Source organism: Aestuariibacter sp. A3R04 (assembly GCF_018860805.1).
GTDB lineage: Bacteria > Pseudomonadota > Gammaproteobacteria > Enterobacterales > Alteromonadaceae > Alteromonas.
The window spans coordinates 373,956-399,465 of record NZ_JAHKQR010000003.1 but is presented as its reverse complement, the minus strand read 5'-3'; the positions used below and the strand labels follow the sequence as shown (position 1 = coordinate 399,465).

General features: G+C 48.1%; 22 protein-coding genes. 17 read left to right on the top strand and 5 right to left on the bottom strand.

Annotated elements, in window-relative coordinates; genetic code table 11:
- The first annotated feature begins 75 nt into the window (after nucleotides 1–75).
- The 3 genes from aceK to KO518_RS06515 all read left to right on the top strand — a co-directional run bounded on the left by aceK (nucleotide 76) and on the right by KO518_RS06515 (nucleotide 4,000).
- Entirely contained in the window at nucleotides 76–1,797 is a 1,722-nt protein-coding gene (gene aceK, locus KO518_RS06525; RefSeq protein ID WP_216025019.1) for a bifunctional isocitrate dehydrogenase kinase/phosphatase, read from the top strand.
- A 128-nt stretch (nucleotides 1,798–1,925) separates the two neighbouring features.
- A complete protein-coding gene (locus KO518_RS06520) occupies nucleotides 1,926–2,606 on the top strand; it encodes a response regulator transcription factor (protein ID WP_216025018.1) in 681 nt (226 codons plus the stop codon).
- Nucleotides 2,603–4,000: a HAMP domain-containing sensor histidine kinase gene (locus KO518_RS06515; RefSeq protein ID WP_216025017.1), complete on the top strand. Its 1,398-nt coding sequence runs from the start codon at nucleotides 2,603–2,605 to the stop codon at nucleotides 3,998–4,000. The genes KO518_RS06520 and KO518_RS06515 overlap by 4 nt, the downstream gene beginning before the upstream one ends.
- Here KO518_RS06515 and KO518_RS06510 read toward each other — a convergent pair.
- Both KO518_RS06510 and KO518_RS06505 read right to left on the bottom strand, forming a co-directional pair.
- The gene (locus KO518_RS06510; protein ID WP_216025016.1) at nucleotides 3,995–4,549 is read right to left on the bottom strand and encodes a DUF3833 domain-containing protein; all 555 of its coding nucleotides are present in this window, start codon (nucleotides 4,547–4,549) and stop codon (nucleotides 3,995–3,997) included. The genes KO518_RS06515 and KO518_RS06510 overlap by 6 nt on opposite strands.
- Nucleotides 4,546–5,091, bottom strand: a complete 546-nt coding sequence (locus KO518_RS06505; protein WP_216025015.1) for a chalcone isomerase family protein — start codon at nucleotides 5,089–5,091, stop codon at nucleotides 4,546–4,548. The genes KO518_RS06510 and KO518_RS06505 overlap by 4 nt, the downstream gene beginning before the upstream one ends.
- Nucleotides 5,092–5,209: 118 nt before the next feature.
- Here KO518_RS06505 and KO518_RS06500 point away from each other — a divergent pair, with 118 nt between their 5' ends.
- The 5 genes from KO518_RS06500 (at nucleotide 5,210) to KO518_RS06480 (ending at nucleotide 10,818) form a co-directional block, all read left to right on the top strand.
- Nucleotides 5,210–6,121 carry a 1-aminocyclopropane-1-carboxylate deaminase/D-cysteine desulfhydrase gene (locus KO518_RS06500; protein WP_371742258.1) on the top strand — a complete coding sequence of 304 codons (912 nt, stop codon included), beginning with the start codon at nucleotides 5,210–5,212 and terminating at the stop codon, nucleotides 6,119–6,121.
- Between the two features lie 70 nt (nucleotides 6,122–6,191).
- Nucleotides 6,192–6,593, top strand: coding sequence for a hypothetical protein (locus KO518_RS06495; protein WP_216025014.1), 402 nt, complete (start codon nucleotides 6,192–6,194; stop codon nucleotides 6,591–6,593).
- Between the two features lie 95 nt (nucleotides 6,594–6,688).
- Nucleotides 6,689–7,891 carry a saccharopine dehydrogenase family protein gene (locus tag KO518_RS06490; RefSeq protein WP_216025013.1) on the top strand — a complete coding sequence of 401 codons (1,203 nt, stop codon included), beginning with the start codon at nucleotides 6,689–6,691 and terminating at the stop codon, nucleotides 7,889–7,891.
- Between the two features lie 15 nt (nucleotides 7,892–7,906).
- The gene (nspC, locus tag KO518_RS06485) at nucleotides 7,907–9,037 is read left to right on the top strand and encodes a carboxynorspermidine decarboxylase (protein WP_216025012.1); all 1,131 of its coding nucleotides are present in this window, start codon (nucleotides 7,907–7,909) and stop codon (nucleotides 9,035–9,037) included.
- 191 nt (nucleotides 9,038–9,228) lie between these two features.
- Nucleotides 9,229–10,818, top strand: a complete 1,590-nt coding sequence (locus tag KO518_RS06480) for a methyl-accepting chemotaxis protein (protein ID WP_216025011.1) — start codon at nucleotides 9,229–9,231, stop codon at nucleotides 10,816–10,818.
- A 276-nt stretch (nucleotides 10,819–11,094) separates the two neighbouring features.
- Here KO518_RS06480 and KO518_RS06475 read toward each other — a convergent pair whose 3' ends face one another.
- Both KO518_RS06475 and rsmI read right to left on the bottom strand, forming a co-directional pair.
- A complete protein-coding gene (locus tag KO518_RS06475; RefSeq protein ID WP_216025010.1) occupies nucleotides 11,095–11,361 on the bottom strand; it encodes a hypothetical protein in 267 nt (88 codons plus the stop codon).
- 63 nt (nucleotides 11,362–11,424) lie between these two features.
- Nucleotides 11,425–12,264 carry a 16S rRNA (cytidine(1402)-2'-O)-methyltransferase gene (rsmI, locus tag KO518_RS06470; protein ID WP_216025009.1) on the bottom strand — a complete coding sequence of 280 codons (840 nt, stop codon included), beginning with the start codon at nucleotides 12,262–12,264 and terminating at the stop codon, nucleotides 11,425–11,427.
- A 199-nt stretch (nucleotides 12,265–12,463) separates the two neighbouring features.
- On the opposite strand from rsmI, the gene KO518_RS06465 reads away from it, so the two are divergent.
- From KO518_RS06465 to KO518_RS06445, 5 genes are all read left to right on the top strand, one after another.
- On the top strand, nucleotides 12,464–14,464 hold the full coding sequence (locus KO518_RS06465; protein WP_216025008.1) for a penicillin-binding protein activator: 2,001 nt from the start codon (nucleotides 12,464–12,466) through the stop codon (nucleotides 14,462–14,464).
- 1 nt (nucleotide 14,465) lies between these two features.
- Nucleotides 14,466–14,810, top strand: coding sequence for a YraN family protein (locus KO518_RS06460; RefSeq protein ID WP_216025007.1), 345 nt, complete (start codon nucleotides 14,466–14,468; stop codon nucleotides 14,808–14,810).
- Nucleotides 14,811–14,835: 25 nt separating this feature from the next.
- Nucleotides 14,836–15,435 (top strand): phosphoheptose isomerase, encoded by a 600-nt coding sequence (locus KO518_RS06455; RefSeq protein ID WP_216025006.1) that lies wholly within the window; start codon nucleotides 14,836–14,838, stop codon nucleotides 15,433–15,435.
- Nucleotides 15,435–16,022, top strand: coding sequence for a BON domain-containing protein (locus KO518_RS06450; protein WP_216025005.1), 588 nt, complete (start codon nucleotides 15,435–15,437; stop codon nucleotides 16,020–16,022). The genes KO518_RS06455 and KO518_RS06450 overlap by 1 nt, the downstream gene beginning before the upstream one ends.
- 225 nt (nucleotides 16,023–16,247) lie before the next feature.
- Nucleotides 16,248–17,657, top strand: coding sequence for an MFS transporter (locus KO518_RS06445; protein WP_252736003.1), 1,410 nt, complete (start codon nucleotides 16,248–16,250; stop codon nucleotides 17,655–17,657).
- Nucleotides 17,658–17,689: 32 nt separating this feature from the next.
- Here KO518_RS06445 and KO518_RS06440 read toward each other — a convergent pair whose 3' ends face one another.
- Entirely contained in the window at nucleotides 17,690–19,810 is a 2,121-nt protein-coding gene (locus KO518_RS06440; protein WP_216025004.1) for a glycoside hydrolase domain-containing protein, read from the bottom strand.
- Between the two features lie 299 nt (nucleotides 19,811–20,109).
- Between KO518_RS06440 and KO518_RS06435 the strand changes: the two genes are divergently transcribed.
- Genes KO518_RS06435 through acnD form a run of 4 tightly spaced genes read left to right on the top strand, consistent with a single transcriptional unit; the run spans nucleotide 20,110 to nucleotide 25,509 of the window.
- Nucleotides 20,110–20,781 (top strand): GntR family transcriptional regulator, encoded by a 672-nt coding sequence (locus KO518_RS06435; RefSeq protein ID WP_216025003.1) that lies wholly within the window; start codon nucleotides 20,110–20,112, stop codon nucleotides 20,779–20,781.
- Between the two features lie 12 nt (nucleotides 20,782–20,793).
- Nucleotides 20,794–21,672 (top strand): methylisocitrate lyase, encoded by an 879-nt coding sequence (prpB, locus tag KO518_RS06430; RefSeq protein WP_216025002.1) that lies wholly within the window; start codon nucleotides 20,794–20,796, stop codon nucleotides 21,670–21,672.
- Between the two features lie 54 nt (nucleotides 21,673–21,726).
- Nucleotides 21,727–22,851: a 2-methylcitrate synthase gene (gene prpC / locus KO518_RS06425; protein ID WP_216025001.1), complete on the top strand. Its 1,125-nt coding sequence runs from the start codon at nucleotides 21,727–21,729 to the stop codon at nucleotides 22,849–22,851.
- Between the two features lie 57 nt (nucleotides 22,852–22,908).
- Nucleotides 22,909–25,509, top strand: coding sequence for a Fe/S-dependent 2-methylisocitrate dehydratase AcnD (gene acnD, locus KO518_RS06420; protein WP_216025000.1), 2,601 nt, complete (start codon nucleotides 22,909–22,911; stop codon nucleotides 25,507–25,509).
- The last annotated feature ends 1 nt before the right edge of the window (nucleotide 25,510 follow it).

The window sequence follows — 25,510 nt, the reverse complement described above, 5'->3', positions numbered from 1 at the left end:
GAACATTCACGGGAATAACCCTCGACCCACATTGGTTGTGCTATTGTTACTGGGATACATTTGCCGGGTAACAGCATGACCAACACCGATTTAGCGAAAAAAATCGCATTTCAAATTCTCACGCACTTTGATAAAAGTTACCGTTGGTTCACCCGCATTACCCGAGGCGCCAAAGCGCGATTCGAAAACGGTGAGTGGCAAGCTACCCAGACGGCCTCACAATCCCGGATCCACATCTATGAAAAATGCGTCTCTGAGGCCGTCTCGGATATCTATCAGCAATGTCATATTAACCTGCGCGATCCTGAGTTTTGGCGTGAGGTAAAAGACGCTTTTACTCTGCTTCTCCAACAACACCCTCAGTTTGAACTGGCTGAAACTTTTTACAATTCCATTATCGGCCGCGTGTTCCGACACACTACTTTCGACGATAACATCATGTTTTTACTTCCCAGCCGTTGCTTTTTGGCAGGCCGTGACAGAGAAAAAGTGATCAACAGCTTTGACACCACCACCACAGTGGCACAAATGTACGAAACCATTTTTCAAATTTATCGCTTCAAACAGCCATTTGAAAACAAATCCCGAGACATGGCAAATCTGGAAGCTGCATTGCGCCGACGCCTAAACACTCAACAATTGGCCAGCGTTTGTTGTGCAGAATTGCTCAAACCTGTTTTTTACCGCGGTAAGTCGGCGTACCTTATCGGCCGCATCTGTATGCCAGATGAAACGCTGCCCTTTGTTATTTCAATACACACTAATGAAATACAGGAAATTTATGTTGATGCGCTGCTGACCGATCCTCAGGATTTATCAGTCATTTTCGGCTTTGCCCGCAGTTACTTCATGGTCGATACCCAACATCCCGCTGAAATAGCCGCCTTCCTTCAAGAACTACTGCCCAACAAAAAGCACTTTGAACTGTATATGTCGCTGGGCCATCACAAACACGGCAAAACCGTTTTCTACAGAAATTTTTTGCAACACCTAGACAACAGTACCGATGAGTTTGAACGCGCGCCCGGCACCAAAGGATTGGTTATGATGGTGTTCCACCTCCCCTCATACGGCGTGGTATTTAAAATTATAAGGGACGAATTTGCCGAGAGTAAAAAAATTACTAGGGACCATGTCAAAGCCTGCTACAAATTAGTAAAACTGTCAGACCGTGTTGGCCGTATGGCTGATACTCACGAATATGTGAACTTTCACATTCCCCTGGCTCGCATCGCGCCGTCGCTATTAGCAGAACTCAAAGCCAGTTGTGGATCCAGCCTGACAATTACCAATGAAACGCTGATCATTCATCACTTGTACATTGAGCGAAAAATGACACCACTCAACGTGTATCTCCAACAGGAAAAAGACGAAGAAAAGATCAAAAACGCCATTGATGAGCTTGGCCTGTGTATTAAACAGATCGCACTGGCGAATATTTTTCCGGGTGACATGCTGCATAAAAACTTCGGTATTACTCGCCATGGCAGGGTTATCTTTTACGATTACGATGAAATATGTCTGATGAAGGACAGAAATTTCCGTTCCCTTCCGCGATCCGACGACCCCTATGCCCTCGACACACTCTCGGTAGCGCCAGACGATGTATTCCCAGAACAATTTGAGCACTTTATTTTAGGAAAAAAACAATTCAAGGATATACTCAAAGCATTACACGGTGACTTGATGAGGCCGGAATACTGGCGCTCTGTTCAGGCGATTACTGCCAGTGGGGAGATCCAAAATTTCACTCCCTACAACCCTGCAATGCGTTTTGCCCGAACCGATGAAAATTAAAGTTGTGTAACAAACGACAATTTGCCGTGGCTATGTGATCGAAAGCAGGCAATTTCCCAGTATTAGTAATGTGTAAACACGTAACCGTGAAGGCTGTAAAAAACCAGCAATAAGGTAAAACCAGACCTATGAAAGCATTAATAGTAGAAGATGATCTAACCGTTGCAGAACACATTCAAGCCGGATTGGCGTCAGCAGGGCACCAGTGCTTTCATCAAAGCGACGGTCAAAGCGGGTTAAACTGTGCACTTGACGAAACATTTGATTTGGTGATTTTGGACATTATGTTGCCAGCATTGGATGGGTTTTCGGTGCTAGAACAACTCCGTACCGCAAAACCTGCACTGCCAGTGCTGTTGCTGAGTGCTAAAAGCCAGGTTGATGATAAAGTTCGCGGATTGCGCAGCGGTGCCAATGATTACCTCACCAAACCCTTTGCCATTGAAGAACTCCTCGCCCGTGCCGAAGGAATGACGGGACGCGCCACACCGGAGGCAAAAGAAACCGAGCTTTCAGTTGGCGACCTGACACTCGATTTGCTGCGGCGCAAAGTGACCCGAGGTGATTCTGAAATTAATTTGCAGGCCAAAGAATTCCAGTTGCTGGAATGTCTACTGCGAAACCGCGGTAAAGTGGTAACCCGCAGCATGTTGCTTGAGCGGGTTTGGAACTATCATTTCGACCCGCAAACCAACCTCATAGACGTGCACATAAGCCGGTTGCGGCAAAAAGTGGACAAAACCTTTAATATTCCGCTAATCGAAACCGTTCGCGGAACCGGGTACCGCATATCAGAGACAGGCATTTGATTGCAATAGGTGCGTTCACCCGAAGTTCCAGTTTTAGGGTTGGCGCCCTTTTTACAACGCTGTCCTCAGCGGGAATTTTATTCGTTTTCTACTTTTGGTCGCTGGCTGACGACGACAAACTTATTAACGAGGCTAAAGCCGCTCTGTCTGCAGAGCGCTTTGTAGTTGAAGAATTGTACCGGCAACAGGGTATTATTGCGGTAACATCCGCTATACAAAACCGGATTCTTCAGCAAGGCAATAACACCTTTATCGCACTTTTAGACGGAAAAAATAACCTTGTTGCAGGCAACCTTATTGTCCCTCCCACATTTCCTGATAAAACCTTCCCGGTGGTACTGTCTCTCCCACTTAAGAATTTAATGGTTAAAGAGAGTTCGGGGGGTGACCGCCAGACTTTTAGTAGTGTCCTGCTAGACCGAGTAATACTGGGCACGCACCAGGTCATTCTCGTCCGCAATGTGGACGATTTGTACAGCACACAGAAAATCGGTCGCGCGCTGGGTTGGGTATTCGTCGTCATGCTCGCCATGATCGCTGCGCTGAGTTTCGGCGTGGCCATTTATGTAGTAAACCGCATAAACCGCATGTCTCGTACCGCCAGTGATATTATGGACACGGGTGATCTCAGTGCCAGAATGGAAATTGACAGCAGTTGGGACGATCTTAGCAAGCTAGCCATTGTGTTTAACAAAACCTTGGAAAAAATTGAAAGTTCAGTAAAAAATATCAAACAGGTCTCTGACAACATCGCCCACGATCTAAGGACCCCCCTATCGCGGTTGCGCAGTAAACTTGAGAAATTACCCGAAGGTGAATTGAGGGGTCAGGCACTAAATGAGGCCGATAACTTACTGGCTATTTTTAACTCCCTGCTGCGCATTGCCGATGTAGAAAGTGAACGACAGCGTGCAGGCTTCATTGAAGTAGCGCTGCATCACGTGGTGACAGATGTTGTCGACCTGTATGACCCTTTAGTAGAAGATCGGGAAATCACGCTAACCGCACATATTGAACCTGTCTACATCGAGGGTGACCCCCACTTGCTTTTTCAGGCATTGAGTAACCTGATGGACAACAGCTTAAAATACGCCGTGGGGCATTGTCGGATAGAGGTTGTGCTGAAAACCGTAGGCGCCCGGATTATCATTGGTGTTTATGATTCTGGTCATGGTTTACCCACCAGCGAATTTAACGACCTAGGTCGACGTTTCTACCGCGCAGAACAAAGCCGAACGTCACCGGGAAATGGACTCGGCTTATCTATGGTGAAGGCAGTAGCGTCAATCCACTACGGGCAACTGTGGTTTATCGACAACCCGCTGTGCGAGGAAAGTGGATTTGGCGTTGTCATCAGCTTACCGTATCGCGAACACAAAAAACGCGCACTATAAAACTGTATCCTGCTGTTTTTGCATAAAAATTGTAACTTCTGCCATCACAATACCGAACTTTTTGATGTAAGAACGATTCATCATAGTGTCGGCTCCTAAAGCAAAAAACCAATCGTCAAAGGTTACTTCGTAAGTTGTGTCATCTACGGGTAAATCCATTTTGTACTGAAAATTAAAAGCATTCCCGTAGCTTTGCCCTGTTGCCGAGCCTAAAATATCACCCGCATCCCCGCGAAAAATGGTGTCTTCAACCCGGGATATAGTCCATATTCTGGAAGCTGGCCCGTCTCCGAGTTGATAATTAAACGACTCATTCAGCTCAAGTTGACTCCCCTTTTGTTTCCCCTCGATGTCTACTGTAAAACGCTGTACTACCTCCCCGGAACGGTTCTGAACAATTCCCCAGGCTTTGACTGGGCCGTCGAAAAAGTCATACAAGTTGAAGACGGGTTGCTGCTGTCTGTAAAGGGCGCCATCTATTCCGCCAGCGCAGCCTGGAAGGAACACCAGTGCCCCGCAGAACAATGCCACATAAATGAGTAATTTCATTTTAACTCTCCCAGTAAACTCTTGCGCATGTCAGGTTGCGAGGTTTTCTCGCCAAGCCAGATATTAAAAAAGGCTTGCGTAAACGCGACGTCGTTAATTTCACCCAATTTTTTACTGTTGAAGTAAAAAACACTGTGCTGCATGCCATCCGCAATGCCTATCAATTGGTCGCCGTCTTTCACATCGGGAAAGAGCCGCGTCATTTCACTCTGCCATCGGGCAAGCGTGTCCGTATCTGCCGGGTTTTGCGATCGCATTTCTTTGACAGATCGGCTTGCTATGTTATCTCCTTTGAAGTTTCTGGCGTAAGTAAGTTTCAGGGCAAAAGGCGCATCAGGGTTCCACTTTCCCTGACTTGCGTACAGGCTGGCATCGTAAACATCCCAAAAGAAATATGTAAACTGACTCTCTCCCACCAGATGCGCTTCAGTAAGTGCAAAAGGTAGCTCCGGAAACATTTCAGTTTTAACCTCAGCCATCACTGAGGAGCAAATCACGCTACAACAAAGCACAAATTGACGAAACAGGCTGCAGTTACGCATAAAAACTCTGTAAAATGGTTAATAGTATTTTTACCCGCGCCCTTGTCTGGTTGATCAAACATGACACCGAGTTAATGTTCAGCCCGCGCGATTATCGTTATTTCCCGAGAGTGATACCGTGTTGTTTTCCGATTTTGCCGCCAGCAAACTAGCCGTTCGTCTCCCCTCTCCAATCGAACCATTCACGCCGTCCTGGCAAGGTGCCGACCAAGTGAGCCTTTTTATAAAGCGAGACGATTTGATTCATCCGATTATTTCCGGAAACAAGTGGCGCAAATTAAAATATGCACTCGATACCATGCCTAATGACACAAAACATATAGTGAGTTTTGGCGGGGGCTATTCCAATCATCTTCACGCCTGTGGTTATCTGTGTCACAAACTGGGATTGCAATTTACCGCGATTGTCAGAGGCGATTACTCTCACTCCCTCACCCCCATGCTGAAAGATTTACACCATTGGAACACCAACGTTGAATACGTAAATAAACTCACCTATAAACGACGCAATGACACCGATTATCTGACCGCATTGCGCACTCGTTTTGCAGCGGCATACATTATTCCTGAAGGTGGTAGTCAACGCGCCGCCCTCAAGGGTATGGCTGAACTGGTAGAGGAGGAATCGAGTACGCACTTCAACCATTTTTTAGTACCTGTTGCAAGTGGAGCCACGTTAGCCGGGCTAGCCATCGCAATTACACCGCAACAGAGCGCAACAGGCATTGCTGTCCTCAAAGGGCAGGGATACCTTGAATCCTTAGTTAAGACTTTTGTCGGACTACCTACAGCTGAAAACAATTGGTATATTAACCATGATTATCAGTGTGGTGGTTACGCAAAGACAAACACAGCACTACAAAATCTATGTGACGAGATGACAAACGAGTACCATGTACCTGTAGAGCCTGTTTATTCCGGGAAGGTATTTTTAGCGCTAAAAACCTTGTTGGCCCGCGGTCACTTCGCCAGAAACAGTAGAATACTTGTCATACACACCGGTGGTCTTCAGGGCCTCAGGCAAGTGTGATCCAAGTAAAGTTATGGCGCGTTACAAGTGATATAGTAACGTCAATGACTGATAATATCGGAGAGAAAGCGTGATACATAAATCGCTCAGTGTGCCCGAACCGCTTCAACTACTGGTAAACCGGTCTCTGTCATTATGTGAAATGCTACTTCCTCATTGCAACGCAATCTATCCCTTTGCAGCAATATATGAAGACGGGCGTATCGGTTGTCTGTTTGCAGAAGATCGCAGTCACGGACAAAACGAAAGCTATCTTATTGAGCAACTCCAGTGGCGGATTATCGACACCACTACAGGTACAGAAAGCTACAGCGTATTAGTTTACGCCGCCACCGTTACCACTGACAGACAGAAGCAGCTCAATGCCATTGCCATCAATGCAACCAGTCCAAACGGCGAAGAAACTATACTACTGTACCCCTACTTCCGGGTGGGGAAGAAAATTGTGGTATCTCCGCCGATTCCAGGCTGAAAAATTGCTTTATCTGACTCAACTTTGCTTGCCAAAAAGTTGATGTCTGCTAGCATTCAGCGCAAATTTATCTAACGTCCCGGGAAACAAAAACTATGTCTCGCGTTTTAATTATTGGTGCTGGCGGAGTTGCCGCTGTAACAGTGAAAAAATGTGCCCGTTTACCAGAGTATTTCGACGAAATTTACCTGGCAAGCAGAACCGTTTCTAAATGTGAAGCACTGCAAAATGAAGTGGGTGCAGACCGCGTTAAAGGTGTCTTTGCCGTTGATGCTGATAACGCAGCTGAAGTAGAAACACTGATCAACAAGGTCAACCCCGATCTCGTGATTAATCTGGCATTGCCCTATCAGGATTTACCCATTATGGATGCCTGTCTGGCGACTAAAACCGATTACCTCGATACGGCAAACTACGAGCCAAAAGACGAAGCAAAATTCGAGTACAGTTGGCAGTGGGCGTATCAGGACAAATTTAAAGACGCGGGGATCATGGCCCTGTTGGGCTCTGGTTTCGATCCGGGCGTAACCAATGTGTACACTGCCTATGCGGCCAAGCACTATTTCGATGAAATTCACTACCTGGATATAGTTGACTGTAATGGCGGCGACCACGGTCAGGCGTTTGCGACTAACTTCAATCCCGAGATCAATATTCGCGAAATTACCCAACGGGGTCGTTTCTGGGAAGCCGGTGAGTGGAAAGAAACGGATCCGCTGAGCGTGCGAGAAGATCTCGACTATCAAAACATCGGCGTCCGCGCGTCATATCTGATGTTCCACGAAGAGTTGGAATCCATTGTTAAGCACTTCCCGACCCTGAAACGCGCCCGTTTCTGGATGACATTTGGCGACGCGTACCTCAACCACCTCCGCGTATTGGAAGGTATCGGCATGACCAGCATTCAGCCAGTGGAATTTCAAGGGCAAAAAATAGTCCCTCTTGAGTTTTTAAAAGCTGTGCTACCTAATCCGGGGTCTCTGGCTGAAGGTTATACCGGGCAGACTTGTATCGGCACTTACATTACCGGTATCAAAGATGGCGAAGAAAAAACTATCTTCATCTACAACAACTGCGACCATGCAAAATGTAATGAAGAAGTGGGTGCACAAGCCGTGTCTTACACAACAGGTGTACCGGCAATGATCGGCGCCATGATGATGTTGCAGGGTAAGTGGAAAGCGCCTGGCGTGTGGAATATGGAGCAATTTGACCCCGACCCATTTATGGATGAATTGAATATTCACGGTTTGCCATGGCACGTTATTGAGTGCAAAGAAAGCCCGTTTAAACGCTAATTGGAGAGCATCAGGTTGACGGATTTAACACAGCGAAATGATATCCCCTCGCCTTGCTATGTGTTGGAAGAGGAAAAGCTAATTCGCAATGTTACTCTTATGAAACGGGTTCAGGATGAATCCGGCGTGCGTATTATACTGGCGTTAAAAGGTTTTTCCATGTGGTCGAGCTTCGACATCATAAAACCGTATTTGCACGGTGCAACGGCGAGCTCGGTATGGGAAGCAAAACTGGCGTCAGAAATGGGCAAGGAAGTGCATGCGTACTCACCGGCGTATAAACAGTCTGACATTGCTGAACTGAAAAATCTGGTCAACCATATTTCATTCAATAGCATCAGCCAGTGGCATACACATCGCAGCGCATTGGCAGGGATCTCTACAGGACTGCGGATTAATCCCGAACACCAGGAAGCAGAAACGCCTCTGTATGATCCTGCTGCACCTGGCTCCCGGTTGGGAATACGGGCTTCACAGTTAGAAGGTGTCGACCTGTCAGGCATTGAAGGGTTTCACTGTCACAATTTATGTGAGTGTGACTCCTATGCTACTGAGCGCACCCTCAACTCCATCGAAGAGCGCTTTGCAAAATGGTTGCCGTCACTCAAATGGCTGAACCTCGGCGGCGGTCACCTGATGACCCGGGATGGTTATGATGTTGAACATTTGATAGCGACGTTGAAGCGCTTTAAAGCGCGATACCCTCATCTGGATGTAATCTTAGAACCGGGTTCCGCTGTGGCATGGCAAACTGGCCCATTACTGGCTGAGGTGGTGGATATTGTGGAAAACGATGGCAAGATAGCCATTCTTGATATTTCTGCCACCGCACACATGCCCGATGTGCTTGAAATGCCCTATCGTCCTGCCATTTTAAATGCAGGCCTGCCCGACGAGAAAGCTCACAACTATAAGCTCGGTGGAAATTCTTGTCTTGCCGGCGATGTTATCGACACCTATTCGTTCGATAAGCCACTGCGCATTGGTGATCGTTTGCAGTTTGAAGATATGATGCATTATACCATGGTGAAAACGACGTTTTTCAACGGCGTTGAACATCCCGGCATTGGGATCTTACGTGCGAATGATCAATTCGAACTAATACGTCAGTTTAGCTACCAGGACTTTAAGTCCAAGCTGTCCTAACGCATCGGGAAAACGGCTCAGTAGAGTCGTTTTTTTACGGCTTCCCACGGTCATTTTTTGCTATTTCAATCTGATATACCGTTATTTTGCCGGTGAAAGAATAAACCCCAATAAACGGTCTATACTTCGTAACCATGACGTTACGCGGGTATGTTGTCCTGTTTCTAACACCACACACCAGGTAATCTAGAATGCTGAAAACAATAAAAGCGAGAATATTCATCGGGTACGCGTGCGTGCTGTTAGTCACCTTAATTGTCGCAACCGTTCTGACGATAAATAATCAAACCATTGCTGAACAGGTTGATGCATATGTCACCGATACGCTGCCAGCGCTGGACGACATCGACAATGTTCAGCGTGACGCCAAAGAACTGGTGCTTATCAGCTATTCTTTGTACGGTACCACGCTCTCCCCCAGTGACTTTGCAGAACAGAAACAGCTGATTAATACTCGGATTCAAAACCGTATTACGCGAATCAAAGGCAGCGATTCCATCGAAGAACAGTACACGCGCTTGTATGATGTCATTGACAACTTGTATGTCACCATGACAGCCAACCGCATTAGTTGGGATGACGCCCGTGAAAACCTGCAAACAATTACCACCAGCGCTGAAGAATTTCAATCTGTGATTTTAGAAAAAAGACAATCCGTGGCCCGGGCAGCACAAGCGCGCGCATCAATGATGCAAGGACAACTGGACAGCAACCAAATGCTTATCTTTGCCCTGATAGCAGTATTGACAACCGTTGCTCTGTTTGGCTGGTATTTGTCCCGTGTGCAAATTGCAGATCCGATGGTTAATTTGGCAGGTAAACTCAGTGATGTAGCCGAATCCCGCAATTTAGTTGCTTCCTTCTCTGCATACAAAATAAGCGAACTTGAAACCATGCGGGCAAGTATCACTGCCTTACTCGATGTTTTTCACAAGGGAATGACAAATGTACAGGGTGCGGTCGACGAAATTAACGTAGCCACAGATGTCCTGAGTAACGCAACCGGAAAATCTGGCGCATCGGTGAAAGAAATTGGATCGGAAATCAATCAATTGGTTTCAAAAATGGATTCCCTTTCTAATGACATGAGTGAAAGTCTGGATCATTCGAGAACCGCTGCAGAATCAGCGAGATCCAGTGCCGATAAAGTCAATGAGGGGCAACGGCAGGTTCAGCAAACCGCAGATGCCATCTCAGCACTTTCCGGTGAAATACAACACACCACTGAAATATTAGACACGTTAAAGGCCCAAGGACAAAATGTATCCGGTGTGGTTAAAACCATTGCAGACATTTCCGACCAAACCAATCTATTGGCGCTAAATGCCGCCATTGAAGCCGCTCGAGCAGGTGAATCTGGCAGAGGGTTCGCGGTTGTGGCCGACGAAGTCAGGACCCTTGCAGGCAGAACCCACCAGTCAACGGTCGAAATAAATGCCATGCTTGAAAGTATAGTGGTGGCTATTCAAAGTGCGGTAACCACCATGACTAGTAACCGGGCGCAAGCAAATCACTCTGTCGAGTTAGTGAATACGCTGGTGAGTACACTGGAAAATGGCAGACAGAGTATGTTGTCGCTGGTCAGTATGAGTGAAACCGTCGCCAGTCTCACCGAACGGGCACAACAAACACAAAGCGAAACCAAAACACAAGTGAATCAGTTTAATGCCTTGGGCAAAAATATTGCCGCCACTAACGCCAATGTGGAAGAAGCAGCAGCGCGACTGGCGCGTTTATCTGATGCGTTAAACACGAGTGCCAGTCACTTCAAACTGAGTTAACCTGTGTATCGGGTTAACCATGGTTTTTATTACGTCGGCTGACCTTGATGCCTTTAACGAAGTTTCTGAGATCTGTACTAAAGGGGGACGGCTCAATTTCTTGTCGGTGCGCGACTAATGCCAGCTTTCTGGCTCCGGCATTACCCCCTCGAACAAAAAGACAAACTGGCCGCTAAAGTGCTGATTGCTGATTGCTGATTGCTGATTCGCAATTGTGCCTTACATAGTCGGCTTAACAGCCAGGTACTCGACCGCGAGCGCATCACGTTAGATGCATTAAATAATACTGCTGCCCCGACTAATACCGGTTTTATCAACCTTTCCGTCTAAAATTAGCTCACCGTCGAGGAATATTTTAAAATCTGTGCCTTCGGGCGCGCTGATATTGTATTCCAGTCCGTACATATGGTCCTCATTAACCTTAATGACTGCATCCTTATTGGGGTAAACAAGGTCAAATACACCGTCATCATCATGCTCTGCAATCACATCAAGCATCCAACGCCCGTGAGCTATTTCGATAGATAGTGTTTTCTCAATCATCTTTTCTCCTTCATATTGTCTTGCTACTCACTACGATTGTGCTGCCACTTCGATCGCTTGTTTCTATAACTCCATGTCCAACCCCGCCTGGTACAAAGCATTCTTTTTGAGGTTGTAGTGTTCAGCCACCACAGCCGCGGCTTTTTTCAGCGGTAACAAAGGCATCAGCTTTGCCAGCAAAGCAAGTGCTTCCGGAGATAATTCAGAGGGCGTTATTTCGGCTCCACCTACCATTAGCACAAATTCACCTTTTTGACGTACCGCATCGGCTTCTAACCAGTGTTTAACATCAATGGCAGCACCATCTTTGTAGGTTTCAAAGGTTTTCGTCAGCTCTTTTGCCAATACAATGCGCCGCGACTCTCCTAGCGTCTGGCAGATGTCCGACACGGTTTCCAGCACCCGTCGCGGCGCTTCGTAAAACACCGTGGTAAAAGGGCGTTCTGTGAGACATTCAAGCACTTGTTTACGCGGCCCGGTTTTGGGGGGCAAAAAACCTTCGAAAATGAACTTATCGGTAGGCAAACCCGATGCGCTCAAGGCTGTAATAGCTGCACAAGGACCCGGCAGGGCCACCACGGGAATGCCTTCTTCCCGACACTTTCTCACCAGCACGAAACCCGGATCGCTGATAAGAGGCGTTCCGGCGTCACTGACCAAAGCCACCGTCTCTCCGCTTTTCAAACGCTGACAAAGCATGGCTGTCCGTTTGTCTTCGTTGTGCTCATGCAAAGATAGCGTGCGGGTAGAAATTGAGAAATGTTGCAGTAATCGATGTGTATGACGGGTATCTTCTGCTGCAATCCAATTTGCGTTTTGCAGTGTTTCCAGTGCCCGTGGCGAGATGTCTTCAAGATTTCCTATCGGCGTAGGCACAATGTACAAGGTCGCAGTTTCAGACATAATTCTCACTCTTTGTGGTAGGCGTTATCGCTATACGCGGTTCTTTATATAGGTGTCAATAATACAACCCGAACGAAGAAAAACGAAAACGAATAAATGTAAATAGTAGCAAGTCGGAGGTACAGTTTATCGCGGCAACCATAGATTTTCCTGATGTTTTCGTTACACTGAGCCGGTGTGTCAAAAGAAGGGCTTTTTAGTGGATTTCACCTTACGTACCAAACATTTCGGTCAGGTTTCATTACTTGCTATTACTTTAGCGGTTGCCGGCTGTGGCAGCACGCCCAAGCCAACACAAAGCCGCCTCCCGGTAAACCAACCCGTGGAAAAAGAGAAACCGGATGAATACCTCACGCCTCAGTCTCTTATTGCCCTGGCAAAAAACGCCTGGGAAAAAAACGGTGACGCTCAAGCCAAGCACAGTTATCTACTCGATGCCGCATTGGCTTTTATGGGTGAAAAAAAGTTCACAAAGGCCCAGCATCTGCTCAATTTGTTGAAAAGCGAGCCTTTATCTGACGCACACCGTATTCAGTTGAATACCATACTCGTTCAACTCTACAAAGATGATGACACCGCTGACACAGATGCCTTGCTCGCCCTACTGACGGAACTTTCAACAGAGCAATCTCTGCGGCAAACTCAGTTGCAGTTGCGACAAACGCTGTACGAGAGAAAACACGCATGGATGGCTGCGGCAAACGCCTTACTGGCCAGCGCCCCGCCTTCAGCCAAGCGGGAAGCCCAAATTTGGCAATGGATAAATCAGGCATCGCCAAGCGCCAGACAACAGGTCCGGCACCAGTACCCTGCGCTTCGCCCCTATGTCGCTTTATTTGACATTGCTCAACAACATGGCCTGGACAACGTCGCCTATCGTCAGGCTGTTGCGCAGTTTACACAGGTATACCGCGGCGAGGCCATCGCAACGCACTTACCCGAAAACATAAAGAGAGCAGCCAGTCTCAGTGGCGAAAAGCCACGAGCGATCGTTGCCTTACTTCCCTTAAGCGGTAAACTCGCCGCCAGCGGAATGGCCATTAAAGAAGGCATGCTTTCCTCTTACTTCGCATCCAGCGCCGAGCGCCCTGCCTCAGAAGAGCCTGTAGCGTTTCACTTTGTGGATACCGTGGGTAAAACGCCTGATGAACTGCTAGAGGCTATAAGAGGTTATCGTTGGGTGATCGGGCCGTTACTCAAAGAGAATGTAGAAAGTTTGGCTGGCCGCGTACCACCGGGTACAACCATGTTAGCACTAAACCGCTTAGATCCTGCCTTGCCTTCGGCAGGTGGCGACGTTGCACATCAACAGGACGAACAGACAATACCTGCGTCGCCAATCGATCCTGTCTCTGACACCACAAAGGTTTCATCTTTTCGCGCTTATTTTGCCCTCGCCCCAGAAGATGAAGCCAGGCAATTGGCCAACACGATTTTTGCCCGCGGCTTCAAAACCCCCGTCGTGGTTTCTGCGCAAAACAACATAAATCAACGTATGCGGGACGCTTTTACCACCCAGTGGCAAACGCTTAATGCCGAGGCCAAGCGAAATACAAACGCAGCACTCACCGAAGTGAGCTTTACCGATAGCACCAGCCTTCGCAAAGGCATTACCGAAGCACTGGATGTTGCTCAGAGCCACGACAGAATCCGTCAAATCGAGTACATGGTAAACGAGCAACTCTACAATGTGCCCAGAAACCGTCGTGATGTCGATGCCATTATCGTATTTGCTTCACCGTCTCAAACGGAACTACTCAACCCCATGGTAGAAGCCAGCCTCAGCCCGTTTAACGGAAAGACAGTTCCAGTGTTTGCCACATCGCGTTCCATCGAATACGACGATACCAAAAACCAGTGGCGGGATTTGCAGAATGTACACTTTTTAGATATGCCCTGGATGATGCCGGAGCACAAATGGAAGGCGTTGCAGGCTACGGCGTCAATGTTGTGGCCACAACGGGATACGCAAATGTCCCGTTTGTTTGCTTTTGGCGCAGACGCTTATCACCTGTTGCCGTACGTCCCTGTTATGTCAACCCTGCCGCAAACCAGTATAGATGCGTTAACTGGCAGGTTGCAGATAAACAGCGAGGGACAGGTTGAACGTCTGTTGCCCCAGGCAATTATCGACAACCAAAGGGTAAGATTGGTGGCACTGCCGGAGTCCAAGCAAGAAACGCTAGCTTCAGGTGAGTAAAATGGCCACCACCCGAGAGCGGGGAGCAAAAGCTGAAGTCAGAGCAAAAAACTTCCTGCAAGAAAACGGGCTCACATTCCACTGCGCGAACTACACAGCCAAAACCGGCGAGCTTGACTTGGTCATGATAGAGAACTCTACCTGGGTATGCGTCGAAGTTAAATACCGTGAAGACAACGCTTATGGTTCTGCCGTTGATTTTGTTACGCCGGCTAAGTTAAATAAGGTTCGCCGCACCTTTGAACATTTCATATTGTCAAAGGGGTTGAATCCATTGCACACGCATATGCGAATAGATGTGATAGCATTAGATGGAGATAAGCTTCAATGGCTGAAAAACGTGTAGTCAGCCAGTAACCAATGTGTAGAAAATGATTGATAAAATTAAAGAAAATTTCACTGAGAGTATTCAAACAAAAATTTCTGCCATCGAAATACTGCCAGAGGCCATTGAAAAAGCTGCATTTATGATGGTAGATGCACTTATCAGAGGGAACAAAATTCTCAGTTGCGGAAACGGCGGCTCTGCCGCTGATGCTCAGCGCTTCTCCTCTGAAATGCTTAATCGATTCGAGCGCGACCGCCCCAGCCTGCCCGCCATCGCCCTGACAACTGATACTTCCACGCTGACGTCGGTTGCCAACGACGCAAGTTTCGACGAAGTATTCGCCAAACAAGTCCGGGCGTTAGGCCAACAGGGCGACATCCTTTTGGCCATTAGTAGCAGTGGACACTCCAGAAATATCATTGCAGCCGTTGAAGCTGCACTTTCACGTGACATGACAATTGTAGCCCTTACCGGTAAAGACGGCGGTGAAATGGCCGGTTTTCTTAGTGAACACGACGTGGAGATCAGAGTGCCATCAAACCGTACAGCGCGAATTCAGGAAGTTCATCTACTTGTTATTCACAATTTATGCGAATGTATTGATGATTGTCTTTTCCCGGCAGATCACGGAGATGAACAATAATGATAATTAGCAAACGCAGAGCGCTAATTGCTTCGATTATGGCAATAGTGCTTGTACATACCCAGGGCTGTGCATTACTTGCCGTTGGCGCTGCTGGCGCGATCACGGCCAAAGTAGCGAACGACAGGCGTACCGTGGGAACACAACTTGACGACCAAACTGCGGAAGGCCAGGTAGCGTACCGTTGGTCAAAAAATGAATCATTGAAAAAAAGCGCAAACCTTCAAATCGATATTTACAACGGTGTTGCGCTGGTCACCGGGCAAGCGCCCAGCCAGGTTTTAATTGATGAAGCTATCGCAGCGGTGAAGTCAGTGGAATACGTGCAGAAAGTACATAATCAAATCCGCATTGGCATGCCAATCGACGCCTCAGCTCAGGCAAAAGATATCTGGCTGGCATCTAAAGTAAAAACAAAACTGGTAGCCGACGAACGCATTCCATCACTACAAGTAAAAGTCATTGTGCAAAATAGCGAAGTTTTTTTAATGGGTAGAGTGACAAATCAAGAAGGTACTTACGCGGTTGATGTTGCCAGAAATATCAATGGTGTTACACGGGTAATTCGCGCATTTGAGATCATGTGAAACCCGTTGAGATTATCTGCATAGACGAGGTGAAATTTCCGCGGCGCTCAGTACGGGAAGGGCCTCTGGTACCCTTCATATTGCCTGGGGCTGTGAGCAACCTAAAAGAGATACACTTGTTCTGATAGACAACCACTGTCTGTTATACTTACTTTCTGACATCGAAATCCTGAATGTGCAGGGGCTCATTCCGGTACCTCTCTTTTTTCTTTATTTCTGGACACTATGCTAGCACTTTCTCGCAGAACCGCTACCACGCTGCTGGTTGCAGCCACACTATTCATGGAAATTCTCGACGCAACAGTCATCACCACGGCATTACCTATAATTGCTAAAGACTTCGGAGTTGCAGCCTCACACCTCTCCGTGGGTATTTCAGCGTATCTGGTGGCCGTTACCGTTTTTATTCCCATCAGCGGCTGGGCGGCTGACCGCTTTGGCGCTAAAACCATTTTTTCCACCGCAATATGCATTTTCGTTGCTGCATCGGTATGTTGTGCCATCAGCAGCGATATTTATACCTTCACAGCATCTCGGGTACTGCAAGGGCTTGGCGGTGCCATGATGGTACCGGTGGGTCGCTTAGTCGTGCTTCGCAGCCTGCCCAAAGAAGAAATTGTTAAGGGAATGGCAATGTTAACCTGGCCAGCATTAGCTGCGCCTCTCATCGGCCCGGTGTTTGGCGGCTGGGTGGCGCAAACCTTCAGTTGGCACTGGATTTTTCTAATTAACGTACCACTGGGATGTATGGCATTGTGTATTGGACAGTATTTGTTAGACAACCACAAATCAGAGCCGCAGCGCTTTGATATCCCAGGATTCATTATGAGTGGGGTCGGCTTTGGTCTGTTTATGGCCGGACTCGAAACCTTCAGCACTCGCCCCGACAACCTGGCGCTGCCAACTGTTTTACTGCTAAGTGGCTTAGGCCTGTTAATTGCCACCTTCAGACATATGGCCGTTGTCCCAATGCCCTTATTTTCACTAAAAGCCATGGCAATTAGAACATTTCGTCTTACTATATTGGGTGGTTCAGCCATGCGTATCGCCTTGTCCAGCGCACCTTTTCTGGTGCCTCTTATGCTACAGTTAGCATTGGGGTTTACTCCTGTTGAAGCAGGCAGCGTACTTTTATGGCTGTTTGCCGGTAACCTGGCCATCAAACCCGCCACTACTTGGATCATGAACGCTGCAGGGTTTAAACGGGTAATCGTTGTCAACACCTTGCTGGTTGCTGCTGGGTTTATTGCCATTGGTCAGTTCAGCCAACACACGCCTACCTGGCTAATGGCGCTGACGCTGTTTATCAGCGGTATCAACCGCTCTATGCATCTTACAGTGCTAAACACCATCGCTTTCGCCGATATTCCGCAAGATAAAGTTAGAGACGCCAACACATTAAGTGCCGTGATCATGCAAATGACTCGCGGGCTTGGTATTACCATCGGCGCGCTCGCTTTAGCCCTTGCGACTGTAATTACCGGCTCCCAAAGTGGCGAACCAGTAATTATGGATTTCTCCATCACTTTCTACATCATTGCCGGTATCAGCCTCTTGACACTAGCGGACAGTTTCACACTGCCTGCCAATGCCGGAGAGACCATTTTAATAAAGCGAAAAATGCGGCGTATATAACTGTTCTCGCTATTGAAATAACAATTGAACTACTATTTATCCAACGCAGTCACAAATGGGGTGTTTTTACCCCAGGTCATATTGGGCTGATCAGTTAGTGTAAAATGCAATTTTGCGCCTTCAATGAGTTCGGAGTGATGGATCCAGGCTCTGTTTAGTGTTTCGCCGTTTAAAGACACAGAGTCAATGTACTTGTATTGTTTGGGGTCCCGGTTTGTGCTGATTTCTACCACATTTCCATTCCCAAGCTCTATTTGGATATTGCGCAATTGTGGCGTGTGCAATGAATAAACCGGTTCTCCAGGCAAAGCTGGGTAAAGTCCCATTGCTACAAACACATACCAACCGGACATTGTTCCAGCATCGTTGTCCATCTCAAAGATCATACCGTCAGGCGATGCAGTAAAAGCGCGACGCGCTTGTGGCTGTGAATGCTTTTCATGGGTGCCGTACCAATGTGGATAGTTGGTGTGAAGTAAATCAAATATCACTTCCTGAGTTTTCCACGGCTGACCGGAAAACGTAAACATGAAAGGCGTTTGGATATCGGGTTGGTTCCCCATGTTGAATAAATGGTTGTCAAAAAAGTAACTCAATTGATCGTTAAATACCGCTTCACCGCCAAGCGTGTTTATTACCCACTGCACGTCATAAGGCACGAACCAACGATATTGCCACAGCGTGCCTTCATACAACCCATCCCCATGCATAACGTCAAACTTGTCGTTGATGTTTAGCATTTTAGATGCCCACATAGCGCGGTATTCTCGTGCTTTAAGACGAAAGCGTTTTGCTAGCTCAGGCTTCCCTACTATATCGGCAAACTCTGATATCGCCCAGTCATCATAAGCGCCCTCTAATATTTGATCAGGTGTGTTCCGTTCAGAGCTCTCCACCTCATTAATAAGGTGTGGTAACAAGGCCGGTACATCAACTGTACGTATTCCTTTTTTCCAAGCATCCAAGATCACCACACCTGAATGTTCAGTTCTCACGGTGGGCAATGGTGCTTGCTCTGTCGCCCAATTCTGCTTTCCCTGCGAATACAATTGAGCAAGTGAACGAGTGACTTCTCCCATTACCTGCGGCTCTAGAATAGTTAGCAGTGGCAATTGCGTTCTAAAGTTATCCCATACAGACCAACCAAAATAGTAATCCCCTTGATCTTGCACGTAAACCTGGCCATCCGACGCTCGATACGTCCGGATGCTGTTAGTCAGGTTGGCGGGCGAAAGATACAAGTGATAAAGGTGGGTAAAAAACAATGTCTTGTCTTGTGTACTCCCCTGCAAGGAAAACTTTCCAAGCGCATCTCGCCAGGTTTTGTGCGCTGTTTCAACGGCGTGATCAAAGGACATATCAGGCAAATCGTGACGTCGTGCTTGCTCTGCCTGTTCTGCGCTGACAGATGATATACCGGTGTGCACAACAATTTCGCTGCCCGCATCCACATCGAAATGCAATGTAAGGCGATGTTTATCGATTTCCGTAATTGTTTTTGGCGCCGACGACAGTGTCATACTGAAATGAAAAGCAAATCGTCCTGCTTTACACACAGTGGGACCGGACACAAAGCCTGTGATCTGGCGATCACTTCTAATTGTATAGCTTCCCTCGCCACGCTCATGATGCGCGTAGCCAGTGTCAATACTCAGCAATATCTCGCCTTTGCGCGTGAATCGGTAGCGCTGTATGCCGGTTGACGGCGTGACAGACATAGATGCATCAATAGTGGGCGAACCATATTTTACACTGTATTGGCCAGGCGCAGCCGACTCAGAGGACTTATTATAGGAAACGGGCGCAAGGAAAGACTCGAGCCCGGACTCGCCCGTTGCATAGTCTGCGCGCATAAGCAATGACCCGCCCGCTCCCCTGCAACCCACTCCCATTGTTCTTGTGTGCGAAAACCCGATCAGTGTTTGTGACGTGTAATCATATCCCGAATGTGCCGGATATCCCGTTTCTGGTCCCATCTGCACCATACCAAATGGTACTGTCGCCGCAGGAGACAACTGTCCGCTATCGCCTTGCGTACCAATAAAGGGATCGACCCACTTTGTATTATCTGGCATAGCGTTACTGTCACTGCTGTGGGTCAACAAAGAAATAGACAGCGCGCCCACTAACACAAACACTTTCAAATTTTTCATATCGATATTTAAGAACCATCAAAATTGGCCTTACAAAATAACAACTGGCCTAACCGATTTCAACCATTTTGATCTCAGCGTTTTCCATACCGCGCCTATCCATGGCAACTGGGAACTAAGACCAATGTCTTATGAATCAACACTCCCCTGTTGAGACACACACTGAGGGCGAGTCTGACTCCATTTATCTGTTGTAGCACCTCCACATTGTCGACAATAATGCCTTATTTTATTGACAGAGCCAGAAATACCCCCTACATTGTCGACAGTCTATTATTTCATTGGAAACTCTGAGACTCATGAGTATCGTTGCTGAAACCCTGGTAACTAATGCAGACCGCACTTATGTGCAGCTTCGCAGTGACATCGTTGAAGGTGTTATCCCTGCCGGATCGAAACTCAGTGAAACAGAATTGTCGACAAAATATGATGTCAGCCGTGCCATCATTCGCGAGGCTATCAATCGTCTGACAGCCTGCCACCTGGTAGAGAGAAAAGCCAACGTGGGTGCTCGGGTAGTCGTGTTAACACCGGAGGGGCTAGTTGAGCTTTATCAGGTTCGTGAAGCACTGGAAGGCATGGCCGCTCGCCTCGCCGCTCAGCACATGTCAGAAACTGAAATAAACGCGCTGCAAACTCTACTAAACGATCATTTCGACGAAGTCAAAAACGGCGAATCTTATTATCAGGAAGCCGGCGATGTAGATTTTCACTACCGCATCGTCCAGGGCAGTAAAAACAACCACCTTATTGCCGTACTCATCGATGGGCTTTATCACCTGGTACGTATGTACCGGGTACAATTTGGTATGGCGGGCCCGCGGGTCACCACAGCTTATGATGAGCACCGCCACATAGTGAGGGCCATTGCCAATCGCGACGGGGAACTGGCCGAAATACTTATGCGTCGTCATATTTTGTATTCAAAAAACAGTATTGAACGCAAATTACAGCAAGTTCCTTTGCGTTAACAGGAGAGCATTATGCACAGTGCAGGTAACAAATTTCGTCAGGCCTTAGCTGACAATAAGCCATTGCAAATTGTGGGCACTATCAACGCCTACACCGCAATGATGGCTAAGCAAATTGGCCATCAGGCTATCTACCTTTCAGGTGGCGGTGTGGCAAACGCATCGTACGGACTACCCGACTTAGGTATGACCTCATTAAATGACGTACTGGTGGATGTTCAACGCATTACGTCTGCCTGTGATTTGCCCCTTTTAGTAGATATCGACACTGGTTGGGGTGGTGCATTTAATATCGCAAAAACGGTAAAAGATATGGAGAAAGCCGGTGCAGCCGCTGTTCATATGGAAGATCAAGTAGCGCAAAAGCGCTGCGGTCATCGGCCAAACAAAGAGATTGTATCCACGGAAGAAATGGTTGATCGGATCAAGTCGGCGGTCGATGCCAGAACCGATCCGGATTTCTTTATCATGGCCCGCACCGACGCGTTTGCTCAAGAGGGGCTGGACAAAGCCATCGACCGGGCCAAAGCATATGTCGCAGCGGGGGCTGATGGCATTTTTGCGGAAGCGATTCAGACCGAGGCCCACTACCGCGCATTTGCAGAGGCCTTGGATGTACCCATTCTGGCTAATATTACCGAATTTGGCCAAACCGAACTGTGGAACAAACAACAACTCGGTGAATGGGGTGCCGCTATGGTGCTTTATCCGTTAAGTGCTTTTCGCGCCATGAATAAAGCTGCCGAACGGGTTTATCAGTCTATTCTTGAAAACGGCGATCAGAAGGCCGTGGTAGATGATATGCAAACACGCATGGAATTATACGATTACCTCGGCTATCACGACTACGAACAAAAGCTCGACGCCTTGTTCGCGAAAACCAAAGACTAATTATCACAACAGTATTTTAACTATTGTACCTTACAAAAATCGGGAGACAGCAAAATGGCAAAAGAACTCAGCGGTGCCGGACTTCGCGGCCAAGTAGCGGGAAAAACCGCCCTTTCCACCGTGGGAGTGTCCGGTTCAGGACTCACTTATCGTGGGTACGATGTCAAGGATCTGGCCAACCAATGTGAATTTGAAGAAGTCGCGTATCTCATCTTAAAAGGTAAGTTGCCAACCAAAACCGAATTGTTTGGCTACAAACAAAAACTAAAAGGCATGCGCGGCTTACCCCAGGCATTAAAAGAAGTCCTGGAGCGTATTCCCAAAGAAGCTCACCCGATGGATGTACTGCGAACCGGTTGTTCCATGCTGGGGAACTTAGAAATGGAAAATGACTTCAGCGAACAAAGTGAAGTTGCCGACAGAATGCTGGCGTGTTTTCCCAGCATCATTTGCTACTGGTATCGATTTAGTCACGATGGCCTGCGCATTGACACAGAAACCTGCGATGACTCCATAGGTGGTCACTTCCTGCATATGTTGCACGGAGAACTGCCACGAAAACTTCACGAGCAGGTTATGCATGTCTCACTTATCTTATATGCAGAGCACGAGTTCAATGCGTCGACCTTCACCGCTCGCGTGTGCGCGTCTACTTTATCAGATATGCATTCCTGTATTACCGGCGCCATAGGATCTTTGCGCGGACCACTTCACGGCGGCGCAAACGAAGCCGCCATGGCAATGATTCAACAGTTTACGTCTGCCGACGACGCCGAAGAAAAAATGATGGGTATGTTGGCGCGCAAAGAAAAAATCATGGGGTTTGGCCATGCCATATATCGCGAATCTGATCCGCGCAACGACATCATTAAAGGCTGGTCAGAAAAGCTGGCAGCCGATGTGGGTGACACAGTACTTTATCCGGTATCTGTTCGCTGCGAAGAAGTGATGTGGCGGGAAAAGAAACTGTTCTGCAACGCCGACTTTTTCCATGCTTCAGCCTATAACTTTATGGGTATTCCCACCAAGTTATTCACGCCCATTTTTGTCATGTCAAGGCTCACTGGCTGGGCCGCTCATGTCATGGAGCAACGCGCAGACAACCGCATTATTCGTCCTTCAGCGGAGTACACAGGTGAAGACTATCGCCCTGTTCCCGCCATAGATGAGCGCGATTAAGCCAACACTGCGCAGGTAGCCCACACTACTGACGCGCCGGCACGGAGAAGACCGAGTATGAATACTGATTACCGCAAACCGCTACCTGAAACAGGTATCGACTTTTATGACGTCCGCGACGCTGTGGACAATATCGAACCCGGCGCCTACGCCAAATTACCCTACACTTCACGGGTACTGGCAGAAAACCTGGTGCGAAAATGCCCTCCAGAAAACCTCACCGACGCCTTGTCTCAACTGATTTATCGCAAACGTGATTTGGACTTTCCCTGGTTTCCCTCCCGGGTAGTTTGCCATGATATTCTCGGTCAAACCGCGCTGGTAGATTTGGCCGGACTGAGAGACGCCATTGCCGCAAAAGGGGGCGACCCCTCGAAAGTAAACCCGGTGGTACCGACTCAACTCATCGTCGATCATTCCCTGGCAGTTGAACATGCGGGCTACGAGAAAGATGCGTTCGAACAGAATCGTGCCATCGAAGACAGACGCAATGACGACCGTTTCCACTTTATCAACTGGACTAAAACCGCATTTAAAAATGTAGACGTCATTGGTCCGGGTAACGGCATCATGCATCAGATCAACCTTGAGAAAATGTCTCCGGTGATCCACGCTAGAGACGGTGTTGCCTTTCCCGATACACTCGTTGGTACAGACAGCCACACCCCGCATGTAGACGCTCTCGGCGTCATAGCCGTAGGCGTAGGCGGGTTAGAGGCAGAGAGTGTTATGCTCGGTCGAGCGTCATACATGCGTCTGCCCGATATCGTAGGGGTTGAACTTACCGGCCGTGTTCAACCGGGTATTACAGCAACGGATGTAGTACTGGCGCTGACAGAATTCCTCAGGAAAGAACGGGTTGTATCCGCGTACCTTGAATTCTTTGGCGATGGTGTGGCCAGCCTTACTGTTGGTGATCGAGCCACAATTTCCAATATGACACCAGAATACGGTGCCACTGCCGCCATGTTCTACATCGATGAACAAACTATCGATTATTTAAAACTTACTGGCAGAGATGACAAACAGGTTGCCCTTGTAGAGCGGTACGCGAAGCACACGGGTTTGTGGGCAGATGATCTGTCAACCGCTGAATATGAGCGAGTGCTAGCTTTCGACTTGTCGTCCGTTGGCCGAAATATGGCCGGACCTTCAAACCCTCACGCCCGTTTAGCCACCTCAGACCTGGCCGCAAAAGGCATTGCCGGACACGTCGAAATCGAAGAAGGCAAAATGCCTGATGGCGCCGTGATCATCGCGGCGATAACATCCTGTACTAACACCAGTAATCCACGCAACGTTATTGCCGCAGGTCTTTTAGCACGCAATGCCAATAAAAAAGGGCTCGTTCGCAAACCCTGGGTGAAATCTTCCCTAGCGCCAGGTTCAAAAACCGTGAAACTGTATCTTGAAGAAGCCGGCCTGATGGATGAGCTTGAAAAACTCGGTTTTGGTGTGGTGGCCTTTGCCTGCACCACTTGTAACGGTATGAGTGGCGCCTTAAAGCCAGAGATTCAGCAAGAGATTATTGAGCGGGATTTATATGCGACAGCGGTACTGTCTGGCAACCGCAACTTCGACGGTCGTATCCATCCTTATGCCAAACAAGCATTCTTAGCATCTCCGCCATTGGTTGTTGCTTATGCCATTGCGGGTACTGTGCGCTTTGATATTGAAAAAGACATTCTCGGTCACGACAAAAACGGCAACCCGGTTACACTGAAAGATATCTGGCCAAGTGATGATGAAATCGATCATATTGTCGCCACGGCGGTTAAGCCCGAACAATTCAGACGAGTTTACGAGCCAATGTTCGATTTAAAAGTGGACTACGGCAGCGGACTCAATCCCCTTTACGAATGGCGACCAAAGAGCACCTATATTCGCCGTCCACCATATTGGGAAGGCGCGTTAGCAGCAGAGCGCAAACTTACCGCCATGCGTCCACTGGCAATTTTGGGAGACAATATCACCACTGATCACCTTTCTCCCTCCAATGCCATCATGGCTTCCAGTGCAGCTGGAGAATATTTATCGAAAATGGGGGTGCCAGAAGAGGATTACAACTCTTATGCAACCCATCGCGGCGACCACTTAACGGCCCAGCGTGCCACACTGGCAAACCCGAAACTTTACAACGAGATGGTGCAGGAAAACGGCAATATCGTTCAGGGTTCCTTAGCACGTATTGAGCCAGAGGGAAAAGTTGTTCGCATGTGGGAAGCCATTGAAACCTACATGAATCGCAAGCAACCGCTAATCATTATTGCCGGTGCCGATTATGGCCAGGGATCGTCCCGTGATTGGGCCGCCAAGGGCGTTCGCCTGGCCGGAGTTGAAGTCATTGTCGCTGAAGGATTCGAGCGCATTCACCGCACAAACCTCATTGGTATGGGTGTGCTGCCCTTAGAGTTTGAAGCAGGAACAACCCGAAAAACACTAAACCTGGACGGTACCGAAACCTATGATGTTGCCGGTGAACCCGCCCCTGGGGCAGCGTTGTGTCTGAGAATTAGTCGCACTACCGGTGAAACGCTGAATGTGCCAGTGAAGTGCAGATTAGACACTGCAGAGGAAGTATCAATTTACACTGCAGGAGGTGTACTGCAACGCTTCGCCAAAGATTTTCTGCAAGCGGAAGAGACAGCAGGAGTGTGAT